Source organism: Winogradskyella sp. (genome assembly GCF_013042245.1).
GTDB lineage: Bacteria > Bacteroidota > Bacteroidia > Flavobacteriales > Flavobacteriaceae > Winogradskyella.
In genome coordinates, this window is sequence record NZ_JABDQL010000055.1 from 16,854 (window position 1) to 34,008 (window position 17,155).

Below are 17,155 nucleotides of genomic sequence, written 5' to 3' on the forward strand. Positions count from 1 at the left end.
TTAGACAGTCTCTAACTTTAACTTTACTTCGCGTTTTAAAAAGTAATAAGTCACAATTGTAGACAATATATCAGAAATCGGAAACGCCATCCAAACACCCATTTCGCCATAAAAATTAGGTAGAATTAAAATAAGTGGGATAAAAAATAATCCTTGTCGTGTAAGGGTTAACAGTAAGGCTGGTATCGCCTTACCAACAGCTTGAAAGTATGCTGCCCCAATTAACTGCAAAGCTATTATTGGTGTCGCAGCAAAAACCCAACGCATGGCTGATGGTGTTTCTTTTAAAACAGCAGCATCTTGGGTAAACATTGTAGTAATTGCTTCTGGAAATATCATTAAAAACGCAAATACAATAGTTGCTAAAATAGCAGCATATTTTATAGCAGTAAAAATTGTTTCCTTAACTCGATTATATTTATTTGCCCCATAATTAAAACCTGCTATAGGTAGAAATCCTTGCGTAATACCATAAATAGGAAAGAGTGCAAACATTAGCATTCGACCAACTATAGCATAGGCTGTTACTGATGTTTCTCCTCCCAATTCAAATAAAATATTATTCATTAATAAATAGGTAACACTAACGAGAGCTTGCCTCGAAAGGGTTACAAAACCTAGGCTTCCTATTTCTTTTACAATTGGCAACCTTAACTTGAATTGACAATTAGTAAGTTTTAATTCAGAATTTTTTGATAAAAAATACCACACAATAAATACCAAACATAACATATAAGATGCTGTTGTTGCCCAAGCTGCACCGTACATTCCAAAATCAAAAACTTTAATAAGTAATACATCGAGCAAAAGGTTTCCAATAGAAGGAATCATCATCGCGTACATAGCAAATTTCGGCTTTCCTTCTGCACGAATTACTGTATTCCCCATCATACAAAGTGCTAAAAAAGGTACACCATAAAGTACAATAGTATAATAGATTTTTGCAGGCTCAAAAATAACACCTTTTCCTCCAAAAGCTGGGATAATATCATTAACGAATAATAAACCTGGAATAACAAAACTGACGGTAAAAATTAATGTGAGTGTAATTTGATTTCCAAAAGTTTGAAGTGCTTTAGCATCATTGTCTGCGCCTAAAGCTCTAGAAATTATTGATGACCCACCAACACCGATAGCCATACCCAAAGCCGCAATGAAAAATGAAACAGGAAGCACAACATTTATAGCTGCAATAGCTGTTGGACCAATCCAATTACCTACAAAAATAGTATCTACTAAGATGTTTAAGGACATGACCAAGATACCAATAGATGCTGGTACAGCTTGCTTTATTAAAAGTTTACCTATAGGCTCTATTCCTAAATCTGTTGAAGTCACTTTTGCCATTAAACTATGGCCGTTTCAGGTGTTTTAGCCCATTCTTTAATCCATTTGGCTAAAAGTGACACCCAAGCATCGTTATCATTTAGACAAGGAATTGTTGTAAACTCTTTTCCACCAACTTCGTGGAAAATTTCTTCACCTTCCATAGCAATCTCTTCTAAAGTCTCTAAGCAGTCACTCACAAAAGCAGGTGTAACAATTGCCATTTTTTTCATGCCTTCTTTTCCAAAACGTTCAATAGTTCTATCTGTGTAAGGTCTTAACCACGGATCAAACCCTAAACGCGACTGAAAGCTTGATGAAAAAGTACCTTCATCTAATCCTAAATATTCTCCAACCAATCGCGTCACCTCAACACATTGGTGTCTGTAACAAAACTCATGTGCAGATGATGGCTTTTTACAACATTCGCCACAGCCCTTAACACTTGGGTCACAGTGCGATTTTGTAATATCACTTTTACGAATATGACGCTCGGGAACGCCGTGATATGAAAACAATAAATGCTCATAATCTTTACCCTCCAAATGCTTTGCTATACTTTTTGAAAGCACTTTTATGTAATCTGGGTTATTATAAAAAGGCTTCAAATCCGTAATTTGCATATTAGGGAAATATTCTCTTCTAATATCTTCAGCAAGTACTAGAATAGTTTCTGTAGTTGCCATTGCATATTGTGGATATAATGGAATTAAAAAAACTTCTTCTACGCCCTTTTCTGCTAATTCCTTAAGGCCATTTTTTATGGTCATACTTCCATAACGCATAGCTAAAGCTACTGGATAGACAACCTGTTGTTGTACTTTTTCTTGAAGTCTTTCGGATAATACAATTAACGGTGAACCTTCTTCCCACCATATTTTTTTGTAAGCTTTTGCCGATTGCTTAGGCCGTGTATTTAAAATAATTCCTTTTACGAGAAGTGTACGCGCCCAAAGTGGCAGATCGATAACACGCTCGTCCATTAAAAACTCGCCTAAATAACGTTTTACGTCTTTTGGTTCTGGTGTATCTGGCGATCCTAGATTAACAAGTAATATTCCTTTTTTCATCTTTCAATTTTTCTTGATGTAAAGATACAATGCATATAAGAAATCGTATTCCTTATAAGTATAGTATTTTCTCATGACGTTATAATATTTGATTAGGTATTGGTCTCTGTTATATATTTTTTTGGCGTCGTCCCAAACTTCTTTTTAAACGCCGCTATAAAATGACTTGCCGTACTGTAACCCACTTTTAACCCAACTTCATTAACGTTGTAAGCACCAGATTCTAAAAGTTTACGCGCAACTTCCATTTTATAGTCAAATAAAAAGCTGTAAACTGTATCGCCATAAATCTGTTTAAAGCCCTCTTTTAGTTTTTTTAAGCTTAGGTCTATTCTGTCCGAAAGTTCCTGTAAGGTGGGTGGTTCGGCCATTTCGGCAATCATGATATCCTTAGCTTTTTTAAGTTTAGCCACATTTTCTTCATCAACTAAAAAAGGACATTGCTCAATATCAGCATCTTCACTTCTGTTAAAAAAGAGACTTAAAAGCTCGTAAGCTTTTCCTTTAAAATACAATGATTTTATAGATGTATTTAAACTAAAACTCAACAACTGATTTAAAACCACAGCCATTGATGGAGAAATTATACCATCTTTATAATATTTTTTATCACGATTGTCGTCTGATAAAAACGTAACATAAGATGTGTCCTGAGAGAATAAACTGTGAAATTTCTCTAAAGAAATCACTAAAGAAATAAGCCAACAATTCGGTTGCACTTCTAAGTGTATTGGTAAATCTCGCTGCGGATTATACAATAGCAAGGACGTATCTTGCTGAATAGGCAGTCTGTAAGTCCCCTGATTAAATACAAAAGTCGCCTCACCTTTTGTACAAAAATGAAACTGAATATAGCTGCTGTCTATACGTCGCTCTACCACTTCAATAGCTTCAATATCATTCTTATAAGACAGAATAAAAAAGCCTTTTTCTAAATAGGTTTCTTCAAAAGACCCTTTAGCGATACTTTTTGAAGTTATATTTTCTAAATTCATTTTATTGTTATTTAGAATTGTTCTAAACAATAGCTTGTAAAACCCTTGCTTTTACTGCAAAAATATGACAAATATCATATTTTATTTAAAAATGACGTTAAAAAACCAGAAACGATATTTAAAGTTCTTATAGCGTTATTTTTATCTTATTAACAGAATTACTTTTGTGTCGTTAATTCCGAGTCAGGTAAACGAGCGAATGCAACAAAAGCAAACCCATTTTTATGCGATTGGTCTCAGCTACAAGAAAGCTGATGCCGAAATACGTGGTCATTTTAGTTTAAGTGATGATGCAAAGTCATCTATTTTAAAGGAAGCAAAAGCACATGGCGTAGAAAGTTTGCTTTTGGTTTCGACCTGTAACCGAACAGAAATTTACGGTTTTGCAGAACGTCCATGCCAACTCATTGAGTTACTTTGTGAAAACACTAAAGGTACGGTCGAAGAATTCCAAAAGGTAGCTTACGTTTATAAAAATAAAGATGCTATAGCGCATATGTTTCGTGTTGGATCTGGATTAGACAGCCAAATTCTAGGTGATTTTGAGATTATTGGTCAACTTAAAGCTGGTGCTAGAAAATCTAAAGCCGCAGGTTTACTAAATTCTTACATTGAGCGTTTGCTTAATGCTGTTATCCAAGCAAGCAAGCGCATTAAAAACGAAACGGAATTATCATCTGGCGCAACATCGGTTTCTTTTGCCTCTGTGCAATATATTATGAACAATGTTCAGCATATTTCAGACAAAAATATTCTTCTTTTTGGCACTGGAAAAATAGGTCGTAATACCTGTGAAAATTTAGTAAAACACACTAAAAATCCACATATAACACTTATCAACAGGACTAAAAATAAAGCTGAGGCTATTGCAGGTAAATTCAACTTAATCGTAAAAGATTATGAAGATTTACAAGAAGAAATCAATGCTTCAGACATTATAGTCGTTGCAACAGGTGCACAAAACCCAACGGTTAAAAAAGCACTTATTGCAACAGATAAGCCATTATTAATATTAGATTTATCTATCCCGAAGAATGTTAACGAAGATGTGAAAGAATTGGATAACGTTAATTTAGTACACATGGACGATTTGGCAAAAATCACTGATGATACTGTTGAAAAACGTAAGGCATTCATTCCCGCTGCACAAATCATTATAGATGAAGTTTCTGCTGATTTCTACTCATGGTTAGACACATTAAAATTTGTACCTACAATCCAAGCTATAAAACACAAGTTGACGGAAATTAAAAATTCTGAAGTCAATACACAACGCAAAAAATTGAACGATTTTAATGAGGAACAAGCCGAATTGATTACTAATAATTTGATACAAAAAATTACCAATCAATTTGCGCACCACTTAAGAGAGGATTCAAACACTTCTAATGACAGCTTAGAGCTCATTAAAAAAATATTTCAGTTAGAAACCACCCAAAATGTCTAGAATAATTCGCATTGGCACACGCGATAGCCAGCTCGCTATGTGGCAAGCAAAAACCGTTCAATCTCAGCTTGAACAAATAGGTCATAAATCTGTTTTAGTTCCTGTAAAATCTACAGGAGATATTGTTCTCGACAAACCTTTATATGAGTTAGGAATCACGGGTATTTTTACAAAAACATTAGATATTGCTATGCTTAATGGTAATATTGATATTGCCGTACACTCCTTAAAAGATGTGCCAACGGTTTTACCAAAAGGGATTGTTCAAGCTGCAGTTCTTAAACGCGGAAATATTAATGACACACTAGTCTTTAAAAAAAATGAAGAGTTTTTATCCCAACGTGATGCAGTTATTGCAACGGGAAGTTTACGTCGTCGTGCACAATGGCTAAATCGCTATCCAACGCATACAGTTGTTGGACTAAGAGGAAACGTAAATTCTAGACTAGAAAAATTAGAAAGTAACGACTGGAATGCTGCTATTTTCGCAGCCGCAGGTTTAGGACGTTTAGGTATAAAACCTGAAAATGCTATTAATTTACATTGGATGATTCCAGCACCAGCTCAAGGTGCTGTAATGGTCGCGGCTTTAGAGGAAGATGAAGAAGTTAAAGCTATTTGTGCGGAAATTAACCACAGAGAAACCGAAATTTGCACTGGTATAGAGCGTGAATTCTTAAATAGACTCGAAGGTGGATGTACCGCTCCAATTGGTGCTATTTGTTATATCAATAAGGAAGAAGAAATTAACTTTAAAGGCATTCTTTTAAGTAAAGATGGCACCAGAAAAATTGAAGTCACTAAGGTTGTTGAACTAGGAAAACATGATAAATTAGCAGAATTTTGTGCCGATTACGTTATCGGAAAAGGTGGAAAAACACTAATTGATCAATTACAACGTAGTGACAAAACGACGAATATCTACTCAACAAAAACACTGACGGACGACCAGCAATTGTTGTTTCATAATGACGTGGTTACCAAAAGCAATGATGCTATAAAAATTAGCTTAAATCGTATACCAAAAACGATTGTAAAGTCTGAAATTGAAAACGTTATAATTACCAGTAAAAATGCGGTTGAAGCATTATTGACTAACTTTTCGGCAATAGAATTACAATTCAAAAATATTTATTGCGTTGGTAGACGCACTAAACGTATGATTGAAAAACGTATTGGAAAAGTCACGCATATGGAAGCGAATGCTAAGAAGCTTGCTGATTATTTAGTGGATTATATTGAAGGTACTGAAGTCACTTATTTCTGTAGTGATTTACGTTTAGATGATTTACCAAACATATTAACTGAGAATAATATCAAAGTGAATGAAGTTGAAGCCTACCAAACTAAATACGATGGAGAGAAACTAGAAAATTCAGTTGATGGAATTCTATTTTATAGCCCTTCTACAGTTGATGCTTTCTTAAAGGTGAACAAAGCTAACGGTATTGCATTTTGTATAGGTGAAACTACGGCAAATACTGCTAAAAAACATTTTGAAGATGTTAGAATTGCAAAAATACCAACAGTAGAAAGTGTTATAGAATTAGTAAACGAATTTTATGCTGTTGACTCCTAGCCTTTAGCTGTTAGTAGATAGAACAAATGAGAAATTTTAGAACACTAGATATCTGTAAAAATGGAATTGAAATTGTTAAGCAAGTCTATGTTCTTTCTCAACAGTTACCTGCTGAAGAAAAGTTTGGATTAAGATGTCAAATCAAAAGAGCCTCTGTTTCAATCCCTTCTAATATTGCCGAAGGCTTTAGCAGAAATAGTGAAGTAGAATTTAAAAGATTTCTTGAGATTTCTTGAGATTGCGATAGCTTCACTTTTTGAAGTTGAAACGCAATTGATTATTATGTAAGAATTAAATTTTATAGAATCAGAAAAATTAAAATCCATTTTTCAACTATTAGAAAAAGAAGGCAAAATGATAAACGGAGTAATTAACACAATAAAAAACAGCTAAAAGCCAAGGGGCCAATAGCTAACAGCTAACAGCTAACCATGATTAAAAACGATTTATTTTTAAGAGCTTTAAAAGGAGAAACTGTAGAGCGTCCACCGGTATGGATGATGCGCCAAGCTGGTCGTTATCTACCAGAATTCATGGAAATAAAGGCCAAGTACGATTTCTTTACACGCTGCCAAACTCCAGAACTAGCAAGTGAAATAACTGTGCAGCCTATTCGCCGTTATGGTATGGATGCTGCTATTTTATTTTCAGATATTTTAGTCATTCCTCAGGCTATGAATATCGAAGTGCAAATGAAACCCAATTTTGGACCTTATCTACCAAACCCCATACGTTCTCAAAAAGATGTAGATAATGTCATCGTTCCTGATGTAACGGTTGAATTGGACTATGTTTACCAAGCGATAAAAGCCACAAAAGAAAAACTCAACGATGAAATTCCACTTATAGGTTTTGCAGGTTCGCCATGGACCATTTTATGTTATTGTGTACAAGGTCAAGGTTCTAAAAACTTTGATAAAGCCAAAGAATTTTGTTTTACAAATCCTATAGCTGCTCATCTATTATTACAAAAAATTACAGATACCACCATTGCTTATCTTAAAGAGAAAGTTAAGGCTGGTGTTAACGCTGTACAAGTTTTCGATTCTTGGGGCGGTATGCTATCACCTGTCGATTATCAAGAATTTTCTTGGCAATACATTCAGCAAATTATTGATGCCTTAAAAGACGAAACTCCAGTGATTGCCTTTGGAAAAGGCTGTTGGTTTGCACTTGGCGAAATGGCCAAATCTGGAGCTTCTGCATTAGGAATCGATTGGACGTGTTCTGCTAGAAATGCACGTTATTTAACTGGAGGAAATATAACATTACAAGGTAATTTTGACCCAACACGATTATTTTCTCCGCCAGCCGAAATCAAAAAAATGGTACACCAAATGATTAATGAATTTGGGAAAGACAGATACATTGTAAATTTAGGTCATGGTATTTTACCAAATATTGGTTTGGACAATGCCAAAGCATTTATTGATGCGGTTAAGGAATATAAAAGCCCATCTTAATCTCCAAGATAGAAAGAAATTATTACTTTAAACGTAATAAATTCAGGTTTATATTCCATTGATTTGTAACATTGTTAATGGTTTAGCGTCGTATTTTATACAACACTTTACCACCAAAAACATAAAAAATGATTAACAACATTTTTAAAGGCCTTCAAGTATATTCCGGAGCATATGGATTAATTTCTAAGCTAAAACTTTGGAAATACTTCGTTATTCCGATGATTATCAGCTTTGTTGTTTTTGCACTAATTTTTATTTCAGCTTATGGTCTTTCCGATAATCTAGGAGAATGGATTGCGGGTATCTGGCCTTGGGAAACAGGCAAAACTACAGTAACTTTTATTTCGACAATTATTAGTGGAATTATCATTTTTGCTTTGGGTTTAATTATGTATAAGCATATCATAATGGCATTATCCTCGCCGTTTATGAGCCCTGTTTCAGAAAAGATTGAAGAATACTATACAGGTCAAAAAGCTATAAATCGAACAAAAGCTTCGTTTGCTCAACAATTAATAAGAAGCATAAGGTTAGGGCTTCGCAATCTCGCTAAGGAATTGTTGTATACCATTCCTATTTTACTATTAAAGTTTATTCCTGTAATAAATATATTTTCAACAGCCCTTTTATTTATAGTTCAAGCCTACTATGCAGGATTTGGAAACATGGATTACACCTTAGAACGTCATTTTTCATACAAAGAAAGTGTTACTTTCATTAGAAAGAATAGGGGTTTTGCAATAGGTAATGGTATCGGGTTTTTACTGCTCCTATTTATACCTGTAATCGGTGTTATACTGGTATTACCTCTAAGTGTAACCTCAGCGTCAGTGATTGCTGTAGATTTATTATTTGATGATGATGAAGGAGACCATATTGGTTTTGAACCTTTCGAAGTAATTGAAAATAGATAATGGTTGCACAATTCAATGATTTTGAAATTAGCTCTGTACACGAAGGAGATGCTTGGGAAATCTGTGACTTATGCGTAGCAAATACAGACCGTTTTAAACGTTATTTTTCAAAGACTTTAGCACAAAATCTAAATCCAACATTATCACAATATTTTGTAGATAAAAAAGTAAAACAGTTTGAGGATAAGGTCGAATTTCTCTTCACTTTAAAACAGTCTAAAACTCGAAAACTCATGGGCCTTATTTACATCAAAGAGCTTGACTGGGGTAAAAAACAAGGTGAATTTGCCTATTGTATTGATTATAATTTTGAAAAAAAAGGTTTAATTTCCAAATCTATAAAAGTATTGTCAGAGTACGCGTTTAAGAATTTAGGCTTAGAGACACTTCAAATTATATCTCATAAAACTAACTTAAGAAGCATAAAGATTGCCGAAAAGAATAATTTTAAGTGGATTAAAACGCTTAAAGGAGAATATACACCTCCTAATGAACAACCACTAGACATGGAGTTATTTGAATTATATGATGAAAGATAAATTTTACGAATACATACAAAACCTACAAGACTTAATCACTTCAAAACTGGAAGCAATTGATGGTCTTGCTCAGTTTCAAGAAGATTTATGGGTACGTCCAGAAGGTGGAGGTGGACGAACACGAGTTATTGAAAATGGACGCGTTTTTGAAAAAGGTGGTGTAAATATTTCTGCCGTTCATGGAGAACTTCCAAAAACTATGCAGCAACACTTTGGTGTTACAGATGCCCATTTTTTTGCATGTGGTTTAAGCTTAGTTTTACATCCTAAAAACCCAATGGTACCAACAGTGCACGCTAATTGGCGTTATTTTGAAATGTATGATGGTGACGGAAATATCGCAGACCAATGGTTTGGTGGCGGGCAAGATCTAACACCCTATTATTTGTTTGATGAAGACGCGAAACACTTTCATCAAGTATGTAAAACAGCCTGTGATAGACATCACCCAGAATTTTATCCAAAGTATAAAGCACGATGCGATGAATATTTTTACAATGCACACCGAAACGAAGGCAGAGGCATAGGCGGTTTATTTTTTGACTATTGTAAAAAAACCAACGACATGAGTATGGAAAACTGGTATAACTTTGTAACCGAAGTTGGTGATAGTTTTTTGGATGCTTATGTTCCAATTGTAGAAAAACGAAAAGATTTAGATTATACTGAAGCCCAAAGAAACTGGCAGGAAATTAGACGTGGTCGCTATGTAGAATTCAATTTAGTACATGACAAAGGCACATTATTTGGGCTAAAAACAAATGGGCGTATAGAAAGTATTCTGATGAGTCTGCCACCACATGTGCAATGGGTATACGACCACCACCCCGAAAAAGGTAGCAAAGAAGAAAAACTAATTAAGATATTACAAAAACCAATTGACTGGGTATAAATAGTTAAAAGTTTTAAGCAGAAAGTTAAAAGTATGGTTAACTACAAGAATTATACGGTATGGCAAAAATCACATCATCTAGTACTAAAGATTTATAAAACTACGGGGGCGTTCCAAAAATCAGAACAGTTTAATTTTGTATCTCAAATAAATCGTACGGCACTATCTATACCTACAAATATAGCTGAGGGTTGTGGTAGAGAAACTCAAAAAGAACTCATTCGGTTTCTTTATATAGCATCAGGTTCAGCTCATGAACTAGATTACCTTATCTTAGCATCTACAGAACTTGGCTTTGTAAAGAAGGTAGACTCTGAAAACCTTATTAAAAATGTTGATGAAATTAAAAAAATGCTATTTTCTTTAATAAAAACTATCAAAAAAACACTTTAAGCTTAAAGCTTAATACTTACAACTATAGAATATGTTCCCAATAAGACGCAATAGAAGACTAAGAACCAACGAAGCTATTAGAAGCTTAGTTAGGCAAACCATAATTTCTCCAAACGATTTTTTAGTCCCACTTTTTATAGTTGAAGGAAAAGGTATTAAAGAAGAAATTGCATCAATGCCTAATTACTATCGTTACAGTCTAGACTTACTTAAAGAGGAAGTTAAATCGTTATGGCAATTAGGCCTTAAATCTGTTTTATTGTTTGTTAAGGTAGATGATACTTTAAAAGATAATAAAGGTACAGAAGCCTTAAATCCAAATGGCTTAATGCAACGTGCAATAAAAACCGTTAAGGATGTTTGCCCAGATATGTTAGTAATGACAGATGTAGCCCTAGACCCATTTTCTGCTTACGGTCATGATGGGATTATCGAAAACGGAAAAATAGTAAACGATGCTACTGTTGAAGTTTTAGCAGAAATGAGTATTTCTCATGCTGAAGCTGGTGCCAATTTTGTTGCACCAAGTGATATGATGGATGGCCGTATTTTGGGTATCCGTGAAGCACTCGACCAATCTAATCTCATTGATGTTGGCATCATGAGTTACTCTGCAAAATACGCATCTGCTTTTTATGGGCCTTTTAGGGATGCTTTAAATTCTGCTCCTGTAGATATAGAAAATGTGCCAAAAGACAAAAAAACATACCAGATGGATTTTGCCAACAAGGATGAAGCCATCCGTGAAACTGAAATGGATATTAATGAAGGGGCAGACATCGTCATGGTAAAACCAGGTTTAGCCTATTTAGATATTGTTCGCGATATTAGAAACAACTTTGAGATTCCTATTGCAGTGTATCAAGTATCTGGAGAATATGCGATGCTTAAAGCTGCTGCCGAAAAAGGTTGGTTAGACCATGATGCTGTAATGCTAGAACAAATAACTTCTATTAAGCGTGCTGGGGCAGATATCATAGCAAGTTACTTTGCTAAGGATGTTGTGAAATTGATTTCGTAAATTAGCAATAACTAATTCAATACTCCATTAATGGGTTTACTCGTTTTTTACTCAATTATTTCAATTTTCTTTTCTTTTTTATGCTCCATTTTAGAAGCTGTACTATTAAGTATTACACCAACATTTCTTAATCTTAAAAAGAATGAAGGTAAAGCCTATGCTAATGATTTGGAAGCTTTAAAAAAAGATGTAGACAGGCCATTAATTGCAATTCTTACACTAAATACAATAGCCCATACAGTTGGTGCTATATTAGTTGGTGTACAAGCAAAAGTGGCTTATGCTGAGCTATATGGTACAGAAACGCGTTCTGTATTTGGTGTAGAATTTACCGAGGATGTCATGGTCGGTGTAGTCTCCACAATCATGACCATATTAATACTTGTAGCTTCAGAGATTATTCCTAAAACTATCGGCGCTACTTACTGGAAACAACTAGCAAATTTTACAACCAAAGCTTTAAATATTCTTATATTTCCATTAAAATGGACCGGGGTTTTATGGCTGTTGCAATTAACTACCAAGCTTATTGGCGGTAAAGGACATGGTAGTGTTTTAAGTCGTGAAGGTTTTGTTGCTATGACTGAAATTGCTCATGAGGAAGGTGTTTTTGAAGAAAATGAAAGTAAGGTCATTAAAAACTTACTCAACTTTAAAGATGTCCAAGCAAAAGATGTTATGACGCCTCGCACAGTCATGAAAACTGTAAATGAAACCATGACCGTCGAAGCCTTTTTTAATGCAAATTCTAATATTCGTTTTTCGAGAATTCCTGTTTATACTGATGATTCTGATAATATTACTGGTCTGGTTTTAAAAGATGACGCCTTTAAAGAAATGGCTTTTGGAAATGGCGATAAATTACTGTCAGAGCTCAAGCGCAATATTATTATCGTTAATCGTAGTTTACCCATACCAAAACTATTTGAACAATTGGTAGAAAGTAGAAATCACATGGCATTGGTTGTTGATGAATACGGTTCTGTAAGTGGCTTAGTAACTATGGAAGATGTCATCGAAACACTTCTTGGGCTTGAAATTATGGATGAAAGCGATAATGTTTCTGATTTACAATTATTGGCTAGAAAAAGTTGGGAAACAAGAGCAAAACGTTTAGGTATTATAGACGAAAAAAATACTGAAAAATAAAATGCAAACCTGCACCATTGAAACGCCATTAGGTCATGCCATAATTGTTGGTGATGCTAATGGTATCTCTTCAGTTTCAATAGGTGATACTTCAAAAGAAATAAGTCAAATAATTCCCGAAGAACTTTTAGATTGTGTCACACAACTTAAAGAATACTTTAGAGAAGAACGTGAGTATTTCGATTTAAAACTGAATCCATCTGGCACCGATTTTCAAAAGAAAGTTTGGCAGCAATTACAACAAATACCATTTGGCAAAACATGTTCATACTTAGAGCTTTCTAAACAACTAGGTAACCCAAAAGCTATCCGAGCTATTGCTAATGCTAACGGTAAAAATCCACTTTGGGTAATTATACCGTGTCATCGTGTGATTGGAAGCGATGGCAGCTTAACAGGTTATGCAGGTGGTTTACACCGCAAACAATGGTTAATTAATCACGAAAATCAACACAAACAACAAACCTTGTTTTAAGGTTTAGTATATTTAAATTTCTAAATAACAAAAATGAAATTCTTAAAAAAACTATTCAAATTCCTAATCCTGTTTTTTGGTTTACTAATTGCAATACTTTACATAACGGATACCGATTATCTATTAAAAGCGGTAAGGACCATATATTTTAGAGGGCATACCACAGCTTATCTTGAGGATTACAAACATTTTGACAACAAGCCTGTCGCCGCAAGTAGCAATCCTCAAGCATGGCCAAATCATATAGACTACAATTCTGCCAAAGAAACAGCGCGCTTACAAAAAGCTAATAAAGATTGGGGTAGCATTGCCTACGTCATCATTAAAAACGACAGTATTTGGTTTGAGAATTATTACGATGGGTTTGATGAAGATTCAAAATCTAATTCTTTTTCCATGGCAAAAAGTTATGTGTCTGGTTTAATGGGAAAAGCCATTATGCAAGGACACATCAAAAGCCTTGACCAACCTGTTTGCGATTTTTTACCAGCATTTTGTGATGGCAAAGCAGCAAAAATGACCGTTGGTGATCTTAGTAGTATGGCTTCAGGAACCAATTGGGATGAGGCGTACTATTCGCCATTATCAATTACCACACGTGCTTATTTTGATGATGATTTGGCTAAAGTAATGAATGGTCTTAAAATGGAAACGGACCCTGGACAAGCTTTTAAATATGCCAGTGGCGATACGCAAATGCTGGCTATGGTTATAGAAAAAGCTACAGGAAAACCACTATATGATTATTTTCAAGAAAGCTTTTGGGAACCTCTTGGTAGCGAAAATGCAACGCTTTGGCAAGTGGATAGTGAAGACCACGATTTGGTAAAAGCGTATTGTTGTATTGCCAGTAATGCCAAAGACTTTGCACGCTTTGGAAAACTCTACAAAGACCATGGCAAATGGAATGGAAAACAAATTCTTGATTCTACATTTATAGCTAAATCTGTAAAACCTCGTTTTTCTCAAAGTCCTGAATATGGCTATGGATGGTGGTTAAAGAAACATTTAGGGAAAGACTTTTTTATGATGCGTGGACACTTAGGGCAATATGTTTTTGTACAGCCAGAAGACAATGTTATTATTGTACGATTAGGACACCAAAAATCACCAGATATTGGTACTAAAACCTTTACCGATGATATTAGCTTATATATTGAAGAAGGTTATAAAATGTTAGAGAAATAAAATATGAAATACCTAAAACTGCTCCTATCCTTTGCATTAACAGTAGCCATTTTTTATGGCTTAAATAACAAGTTTGGAGAAATCCCTGCATTAGGCAAATTCTTAGCACCAAATCAAGGTGTTTGGCAAAATGAAACCGATGATATTGTCTCTGGAGAAGTTAATATACCTAGTCTTAACGATGCCGTTACCATACATTACGATGCGCAATTGATTCCACATATTTTTGCAAAAAACGATAAAGACCTATACAAAGCGCAAGGATACATCACCGCAAAACATCGTTTGTGGCAAATGGAGTTTCAAACCTATGCCGCAGCCGGTCGTTTATCAGAAATTATTGGAGAAAGTGCACTAAACTATGATCGTTCACAACGTCGTAATGGAATGTTGTTTGGTGCAGAAAACAGTTTGAACGTCGTAAAACAAGACCCAGAAGCTCTAGCACTTCTCGAAGCATATAGCTCGGGTGTTAATGCCTATATCAAAAGCCTTGAACCCGAAAATTACCCTGTAGAATACAAGCTTCTAGGTTATAAGCCAGAAGCATGGACCATAGACAAAACCATGCATCTCCTGATGTACATGACCGATATGCTTTGCGGTCGTGATTATGATTTGGAGTTTACCAATACCATTAAAAAATTTGGCAAGAAACGTTTTGATATGTTATTCCCTGATTTTTATGATAGTATCGACCCCGTAATCCCCAAAGAAACTGATTGGAGTTTTATCGATACACCGATGGCTAAAATTCCAGATGGCAAAATGGTAAAAGACGCTATCTCAATTTCTGAGATGATGACAAAGCCACATCCAAATAACGGAAGTAATAACTGGGCTATTGGACCATCAAAATCTGTTTCAGGAAACGCTATTTTAGCCAACGATCCACATTTAAGTTTAAATCTACCTTCAATTTGGTTTGTCATGCAATTATCTACACCAGAGCATAATGTTTATGGTGCTACTTTACCAGGAGCACTTGGTGTTATTATTGGATTCAATGACAACATTTCGTGGGGTGTAACCAATGCAACTCGCGATGTAAAAGATTGGTACAAAATCGACTTCAAAGATGAAAATCGCAATGCCTATAAATATGATGGGCAATGGAAGGCAACGTCTACAAGGCTTGAAGAAATAAAAATAAAAGGTAAAAAAACCTTTATCGACTCTGTGATTTATACACATCATGGACCAGTAAGTTACGATTACAAGTTTAAAAGCGATGATGAACTTAAAGGATATGCTATGAAATGGGCAGGACACATTGGTCATAATTTTACCGATTTGTTTTATAAACTTAATCGTGCTAAAAATTATAATGATTACCGAAATGCTATAAAAGACCACGTAGCACCAGCACAAAACTTTGTATTTGCTTCTAAAACTGGAGATATTGCTATGTGGGTACAAGGGCAATTTCCTAACAAATGGAAAGGCCAAGGTAAATTTTTAATGGCTGGAAGTAATCCTAATCATGACTGGAAAGACATTATCCCTTCAGACTATAATGCGCATACCAAAAACCCTGCACGCGGTTTTGTGAGTTCGGCAAATCAGCACCCAACGGATTCTATGTATCCGTTTTATGTATTTAACGATGGTTATGAAACTTACAGATCACGTATTATAAATAATTTCTTTAGATCTAAGGAAAAATTTAATATCAAAGACTTTAAGAATTTACAGAACAATAATTTCAATTTAAAAGCAAGTGAGATTGTACCTTATTTAATTGAAAATTTAAACGTTTCAAATTTTAATGCCGATGAAAAAGAAGCTTTAGATATTCTGAAAAATTGGGATTTTGATAATCATATAGACAGTAAAGCACCAGGCTTGTTTGCAAGTTGGAATAACAATCTTTATAGAATACTTTGGGATGAATTTGATGTTGAGGACGAAACTTTAAAATGGCCTTTTACATACCAATATATGTATATGCTAAAAAATCATCCTAATGATAAGTTTATGGATATCAAAGAAACTCCTAAAGTAGAAACAGCCCAAGATTTGATTCAGCAATCTTTTGAAGCAACTGTAGAGAAACTCTACACATGGAAAGCTGAAAATGGAGATTTTGACTGGAAGAATTACAAACGCTCTTATGTTGGCCATTTGCTACAAGCACTACCTGCGTTTTCAGTACAAAATATTCCTATTGGAGGAGATGGTAATACTGTAAATGCAATGACAAGAAATCACGGGCCTTCATGGCGAATGATTGTTGAAATGGGAGAAACTCCAAAAGCCTATGGTATCTATCCTGGTGGTCAATCTGGTAACCCCGGCAGTAAATACTACGACAACTTTATTGATGATTGGGCAAAAGGCAACTATTTTGAAATCAATTATATGAAATCTGAAAACGATTCTACTTCTGTAAAATCTACACAAACTTTAAAACCATCAAAATAATATGAAAACCCCTAATGGGCATTTGGTAGCCAATGGCCCAATACCAAACGACATCATTAAATTATCAAACGAGCATGCTAAACATATTATCACCCAAAGGAATGGTTAATAGCGAACAGCATGTGTCCTAAAAAAAACAATACATATAAACACATGAAACCTCCATTACGGCGCAAAATAATTTTAGAGGAATCCATCACAAAAGGATATGAATAAGTAAAAAAAGTCCGTCTATTATTACCTTAGGGTATTATTAACAAAAAAACAGACGGACATG

General features: G+C 34.7%; 17 protein-coding genes. 14 read left to right on the forward strand and 3 right to left on the reverse strand.

Translation table 11 applies throughout. The features are described from left to right. The 3 genes from HKP48_RS04375 to HKP48_RS04385 all read right to left on the reverse strand — a co-directional run bounded on the left by HKP48_RS04375 (nt 1) and on the right by HKP48_RS04385 (nt 3,391). Nucleotides 1-1,347 (reverse strand): MATE family efflux transporter, encoded by a 1,347-nt coding sequence (locus HKP48_RS04375; RefSeq protein ID WP_296343211.1) that lies wholly within the window; start codon nt 1,345-1,347, stop codon nt 1-3. Beyond that, the gene (gene hemH / locus HKP48_RS04380) at nt 1,347-2,396 is read right to left on the reverse strand and encodes a ferrochelatase (protein ID WP_296343213.1); all 1,050 of its coding nucleotides are present in this window, start codon (nt 2,394-2,396) and stop codon (nt 1,347-1,349) included. Before hemH ends, HKP48_RS04375 begins: the two co-directional genes overlap by 1 nt. Before the next feature lie 92 nt (nt 2,397-2,488). Continuing rightward, entirely contained in the window at nt 2,489-3,391 is a 903-nt protein-coding gene (locus HKP48_RS04385) for an AraC family transcriptional regulator (protein ID WP_296343215.1), read from the reverse strand. 199 nt (nt 3,392-3,590) lie between these two features. On the opposite strand from HKP48_RS04385, the gene hemA reads away from it, so the two are divergent. The 14 genes from hemA (at nt 3,591) to HKP48_RS04455 (ending at nt 16,878) form a co-directional block, all read left to right on the forward strand. Further along, nucleotides 3,591-4,838 carry a glutamyl-tRNA reductase gene (gene hemA, locus HKP48_RS04390; RefSeq protein WP_296343218.1) on the forward strand — a complete coding sequence of 416 codons (1,248 nt, stop codon included), beginning with the start codon at nt 3,591-3,593 and terminating at the stop codon, nt 4,836-4,838. After that, on the forward strand, nt 4,831-6,417 hold the full coding sequence (gene hemC / locus HKP48_RS04395) for a hydroxymethylbilane synthase (RefSeq protein ID WP_296343220.1): 1,587 nt from the start codon (nt 4,831-4,833) through the stop codon (nt 6,415-6,417). The genes hemA and hemC overlap by 8 nt, the downstream gene beginning before the upstream one ends. Nucleotides 6,418-6,443: 26 nt before the next feature. Continuing rightward, nucleotides 6,444-6,653: a four helix bundle protein gene (locus tag HKP48_RS04400; protein ID WP_296343223.1), complete on the forward strand. Its 210-nt coding sequence runs from the start codon at nt 6,444-6,446 to the stop codon at nt 6,651-6,653. Then, a complete protein-coding gene (locus tag HKP48_RS04405; RefSeq protein WP_296343241.1) occupies nt 6,640-6,705 on the forward strand; it encodes a hypothetical protein in 66 nt (21 codons plus the stop codon). Before HKP48_RS04400 ends, HKP48_RS04405 begins: the two co-directional genes overlap by 14 nt. A 143-nt stretch (nt 6,706-6,848) precedes the next feature. Further along, nucleotides 6,849-7,880: a uroporphyrinogen decarboxylase gene (hemE, locus tag HKP48_RS04410; protein ID WP_296343225.1), complete on the forward strand. Its 1,032-nt coding sequence runs from the start codon at nt 6,849-6,851 to the stop codon at nt 7,878-7,880. A 128-nt stretch (nt 7,881-8,008) separates the two neighbouring features. Beyond that, nucleotides 8,009-8,797: an EI24 domain-containing protein gene (locus tag HKP48_RS04415; RefSeq protein ID WP_296343227.1), complete on the forward strand. Its 789-nt coding sequence runs from the start codon at nt 8,009-8,011 to the stop codon at nt 8,795-8,797. Further along, entirely contained in the window at nt 8,797-9,336 is a 540-nt protein-coding gene (locus HKP48_RS04420; protein ID WP_296343229.1) for a GNAT family protein, read from the forward strand. The genes HKP48_RS04415 and HKP48_RS04420 overlap by 1 nt, the downstream gene beginning before the upstream one ends. Then, a complete protein-coding gene (hemF, locus tag HKP48_RS04425) occupies nt 9,326-10,228 on the forward strand; it encodes an oxygen-dependent coproporphyrinogen oxidase (RefSeq protein WP_296343242.1) in 903 nt (300 codons plus the stop codon). Before HKP48_RS04420 ends, hemF begins: the two co-directional genes overlap by 11 nt. 33 nt (nt 10,229-10,261) lie before the next feature. After that, entirely contained in the window at nt 10,262-10,621 is a 360-nt protein-coding gene (locus HKP48_RS04430) for a four helix bundle protein (RefSeq protein ID WP_296343231.1), read from the forward strand. A 31-nt stretch (nt 10,622-10,652) separates the two neighbouring features. Beyond that, on the forward strand, nt 10,653-11,642 hold the full coding sequence (gene hemB / locus HKP48_RS04435) for a porphobilinogen synthase (protein WP_296343232.1): 990 nt from the start codon (nt 10,653-10,655) through the stop codon (nt 11,640-11,642). A 30-nt stretch (nt 11,643-11,672) separates the two neighbouring features. Continuing rightward, complete coding sequence (locus HKP48_RS04440) at nt 11,673-12,791, forward strand: hemolysin family protein (protein WP_296343235.1); 1,119 nt, start codon at nt 11,673-11,675, stop codon at nt 12,789-12,791. Nucleotide 12,792: 1 nt separating this feature from the next. Further along, nucleotides 12,793-13,266: a methylated-DNA--[protein]-cysteine S-methyltransferase gene (locus tag HKP48_RS04445; protein ID WP_296343236.1), complete on the forward strand. Its 474-nt coding sequence runs from the start codon at nt 12,793-12,795 to the stop codon at nt 13,264-13,266. Between the two features lie 33 nt (nt 13,267-13,299). Further along, nucleotides 13,300-14,454 carry a serine hydrolase gene (locus HKP48_RS04450; protein ID WP_296343238.1) on the forward strand — a complete coding sequence of 385 codons (1,155 nt, stop codon included), beginning with the start codon at nt 13,300-13,302 and terminating at the stop codon, nt 14,452-14,454. Between the two features lie 3 nt (nt 14,455-14,457). Next, complete coding sequence (locus HKP48_RS04455) at nt 14,458-16,878, forward strand: penicillin acylase family protein (RefSeq protein ID WP_296343240.1); 2,421 nt, start codon at nt 14,458-14,460, stop codon at nt 16,876-16,878. Nucleotides 16,879-17,155 lie beyond the last annotated feature (277 nt).

Bases quoted from the DNA above. Each gene is read 5' to 3' on its own strand.
- HKP48_RS04455 (WP_296343240.1), top strand. From the start codon at position 14,458: ATGAAATACCTAAAACTGCTCCTATCCTTTGCATTAACAGTAGCCATT.
- hemH (WP_296343213.1), bottom strand. From the start codon at position 2,396: ATGAAAAAAGGAATATTACTTGTTAATCTAGGATCGCCAGATACACCA.
- HKP48_RS04420 (WP_296343229.1), top strand. From the start codon at position 8,797: ATGGTTGCACAATTCAATGATTTTGAAATTAGCTCTGTACACGAAGGA.
- hemE (WP_296343225.1), top strand. From the start codon at position 6,849: ATGATTAAAAACGATTTATTTTTAAGAGCTTTAAAAGGAGAAACTGTA.
- HKP48_RS04445 (WP_296343236.1), top strand. From the start codon at position 12,793: ATGCAAACCTGCACCATTGAAACGCCATTAGGTCATGCCATAATTGTT.
- hemB (WP_296343232.1), top strand. From the start codon at position 10,653: ATGTTCCCAATAAGACGCAATAGAAGACTAAGAACCAACGAAGCTATT.
- hemC (WP_296343220.1), top strand. From the start codon at position 4,831: ATGTCTAGAATAATTCGCATTGGCACACGCGATAGCCAGCTCGCTATG.
- HKP48_RS04400 (WP_296343223.1), top strand. From the start codon at position 6,444: ATGAGAAATTTTAGAACACTAGATATCTGTAAAAATGGAATTGAAATT.
- HKP48_RS04385 (WP_296343215.1), bottom strand. From the start codon at position 3,391: ATGAATTTAGAAAATATAACTTCAAAAAGTATCGCTAAAGGGTCTTTT.
- hemA (WP_296343218.1), top strand. From the start codon at position 3,591: ATGCAACAAAAGCAAACCCATTTTTATGCGATTGGTCTCAGCTACAAG.
- HKP48_RS04415 (WP_296343227.1), top strand. From the start codon at position 8,009: ATGATTAACAACATTTTTAAAGGCCTTCAAGTATATTCCGGAGCATAT.
- HKP48_RS04450 (WP_296343238.1), top strand. From the start codon at position 13,300: ATGAAATTCTTAAAAAAACTATTCAAATTCCTAATCCTGTTTTTTGGT.
- HKP48_RS04430 (WP_296343231.1), top strand. From the start codon at position 10,262: ATGGTTAACTACAAGAATTATACGGTATGGCAAAAATCACATCATCTA.
- HKP48_RS04440 (WP_296343235.1), top strand. From the start codon at position 11,673: ATGGGTTTACTCGTTTTTTACTCAATTATTTCAATTTTCTTTTCTTTT.
- HKP48_RS04375 (WP_296343211.1), bottom strand. From the start codon at position 1,347: ATGGCAAAAGTGACTTCAACAGATTTAGGAATAGAGCCTATAGGTAAA.
- hemF (WP_296343242.1), top strand. From the start codon at position 9,326: ATGAAAGATAAATTTTACGAATACATACAAAACCTACAAGACTTAATC.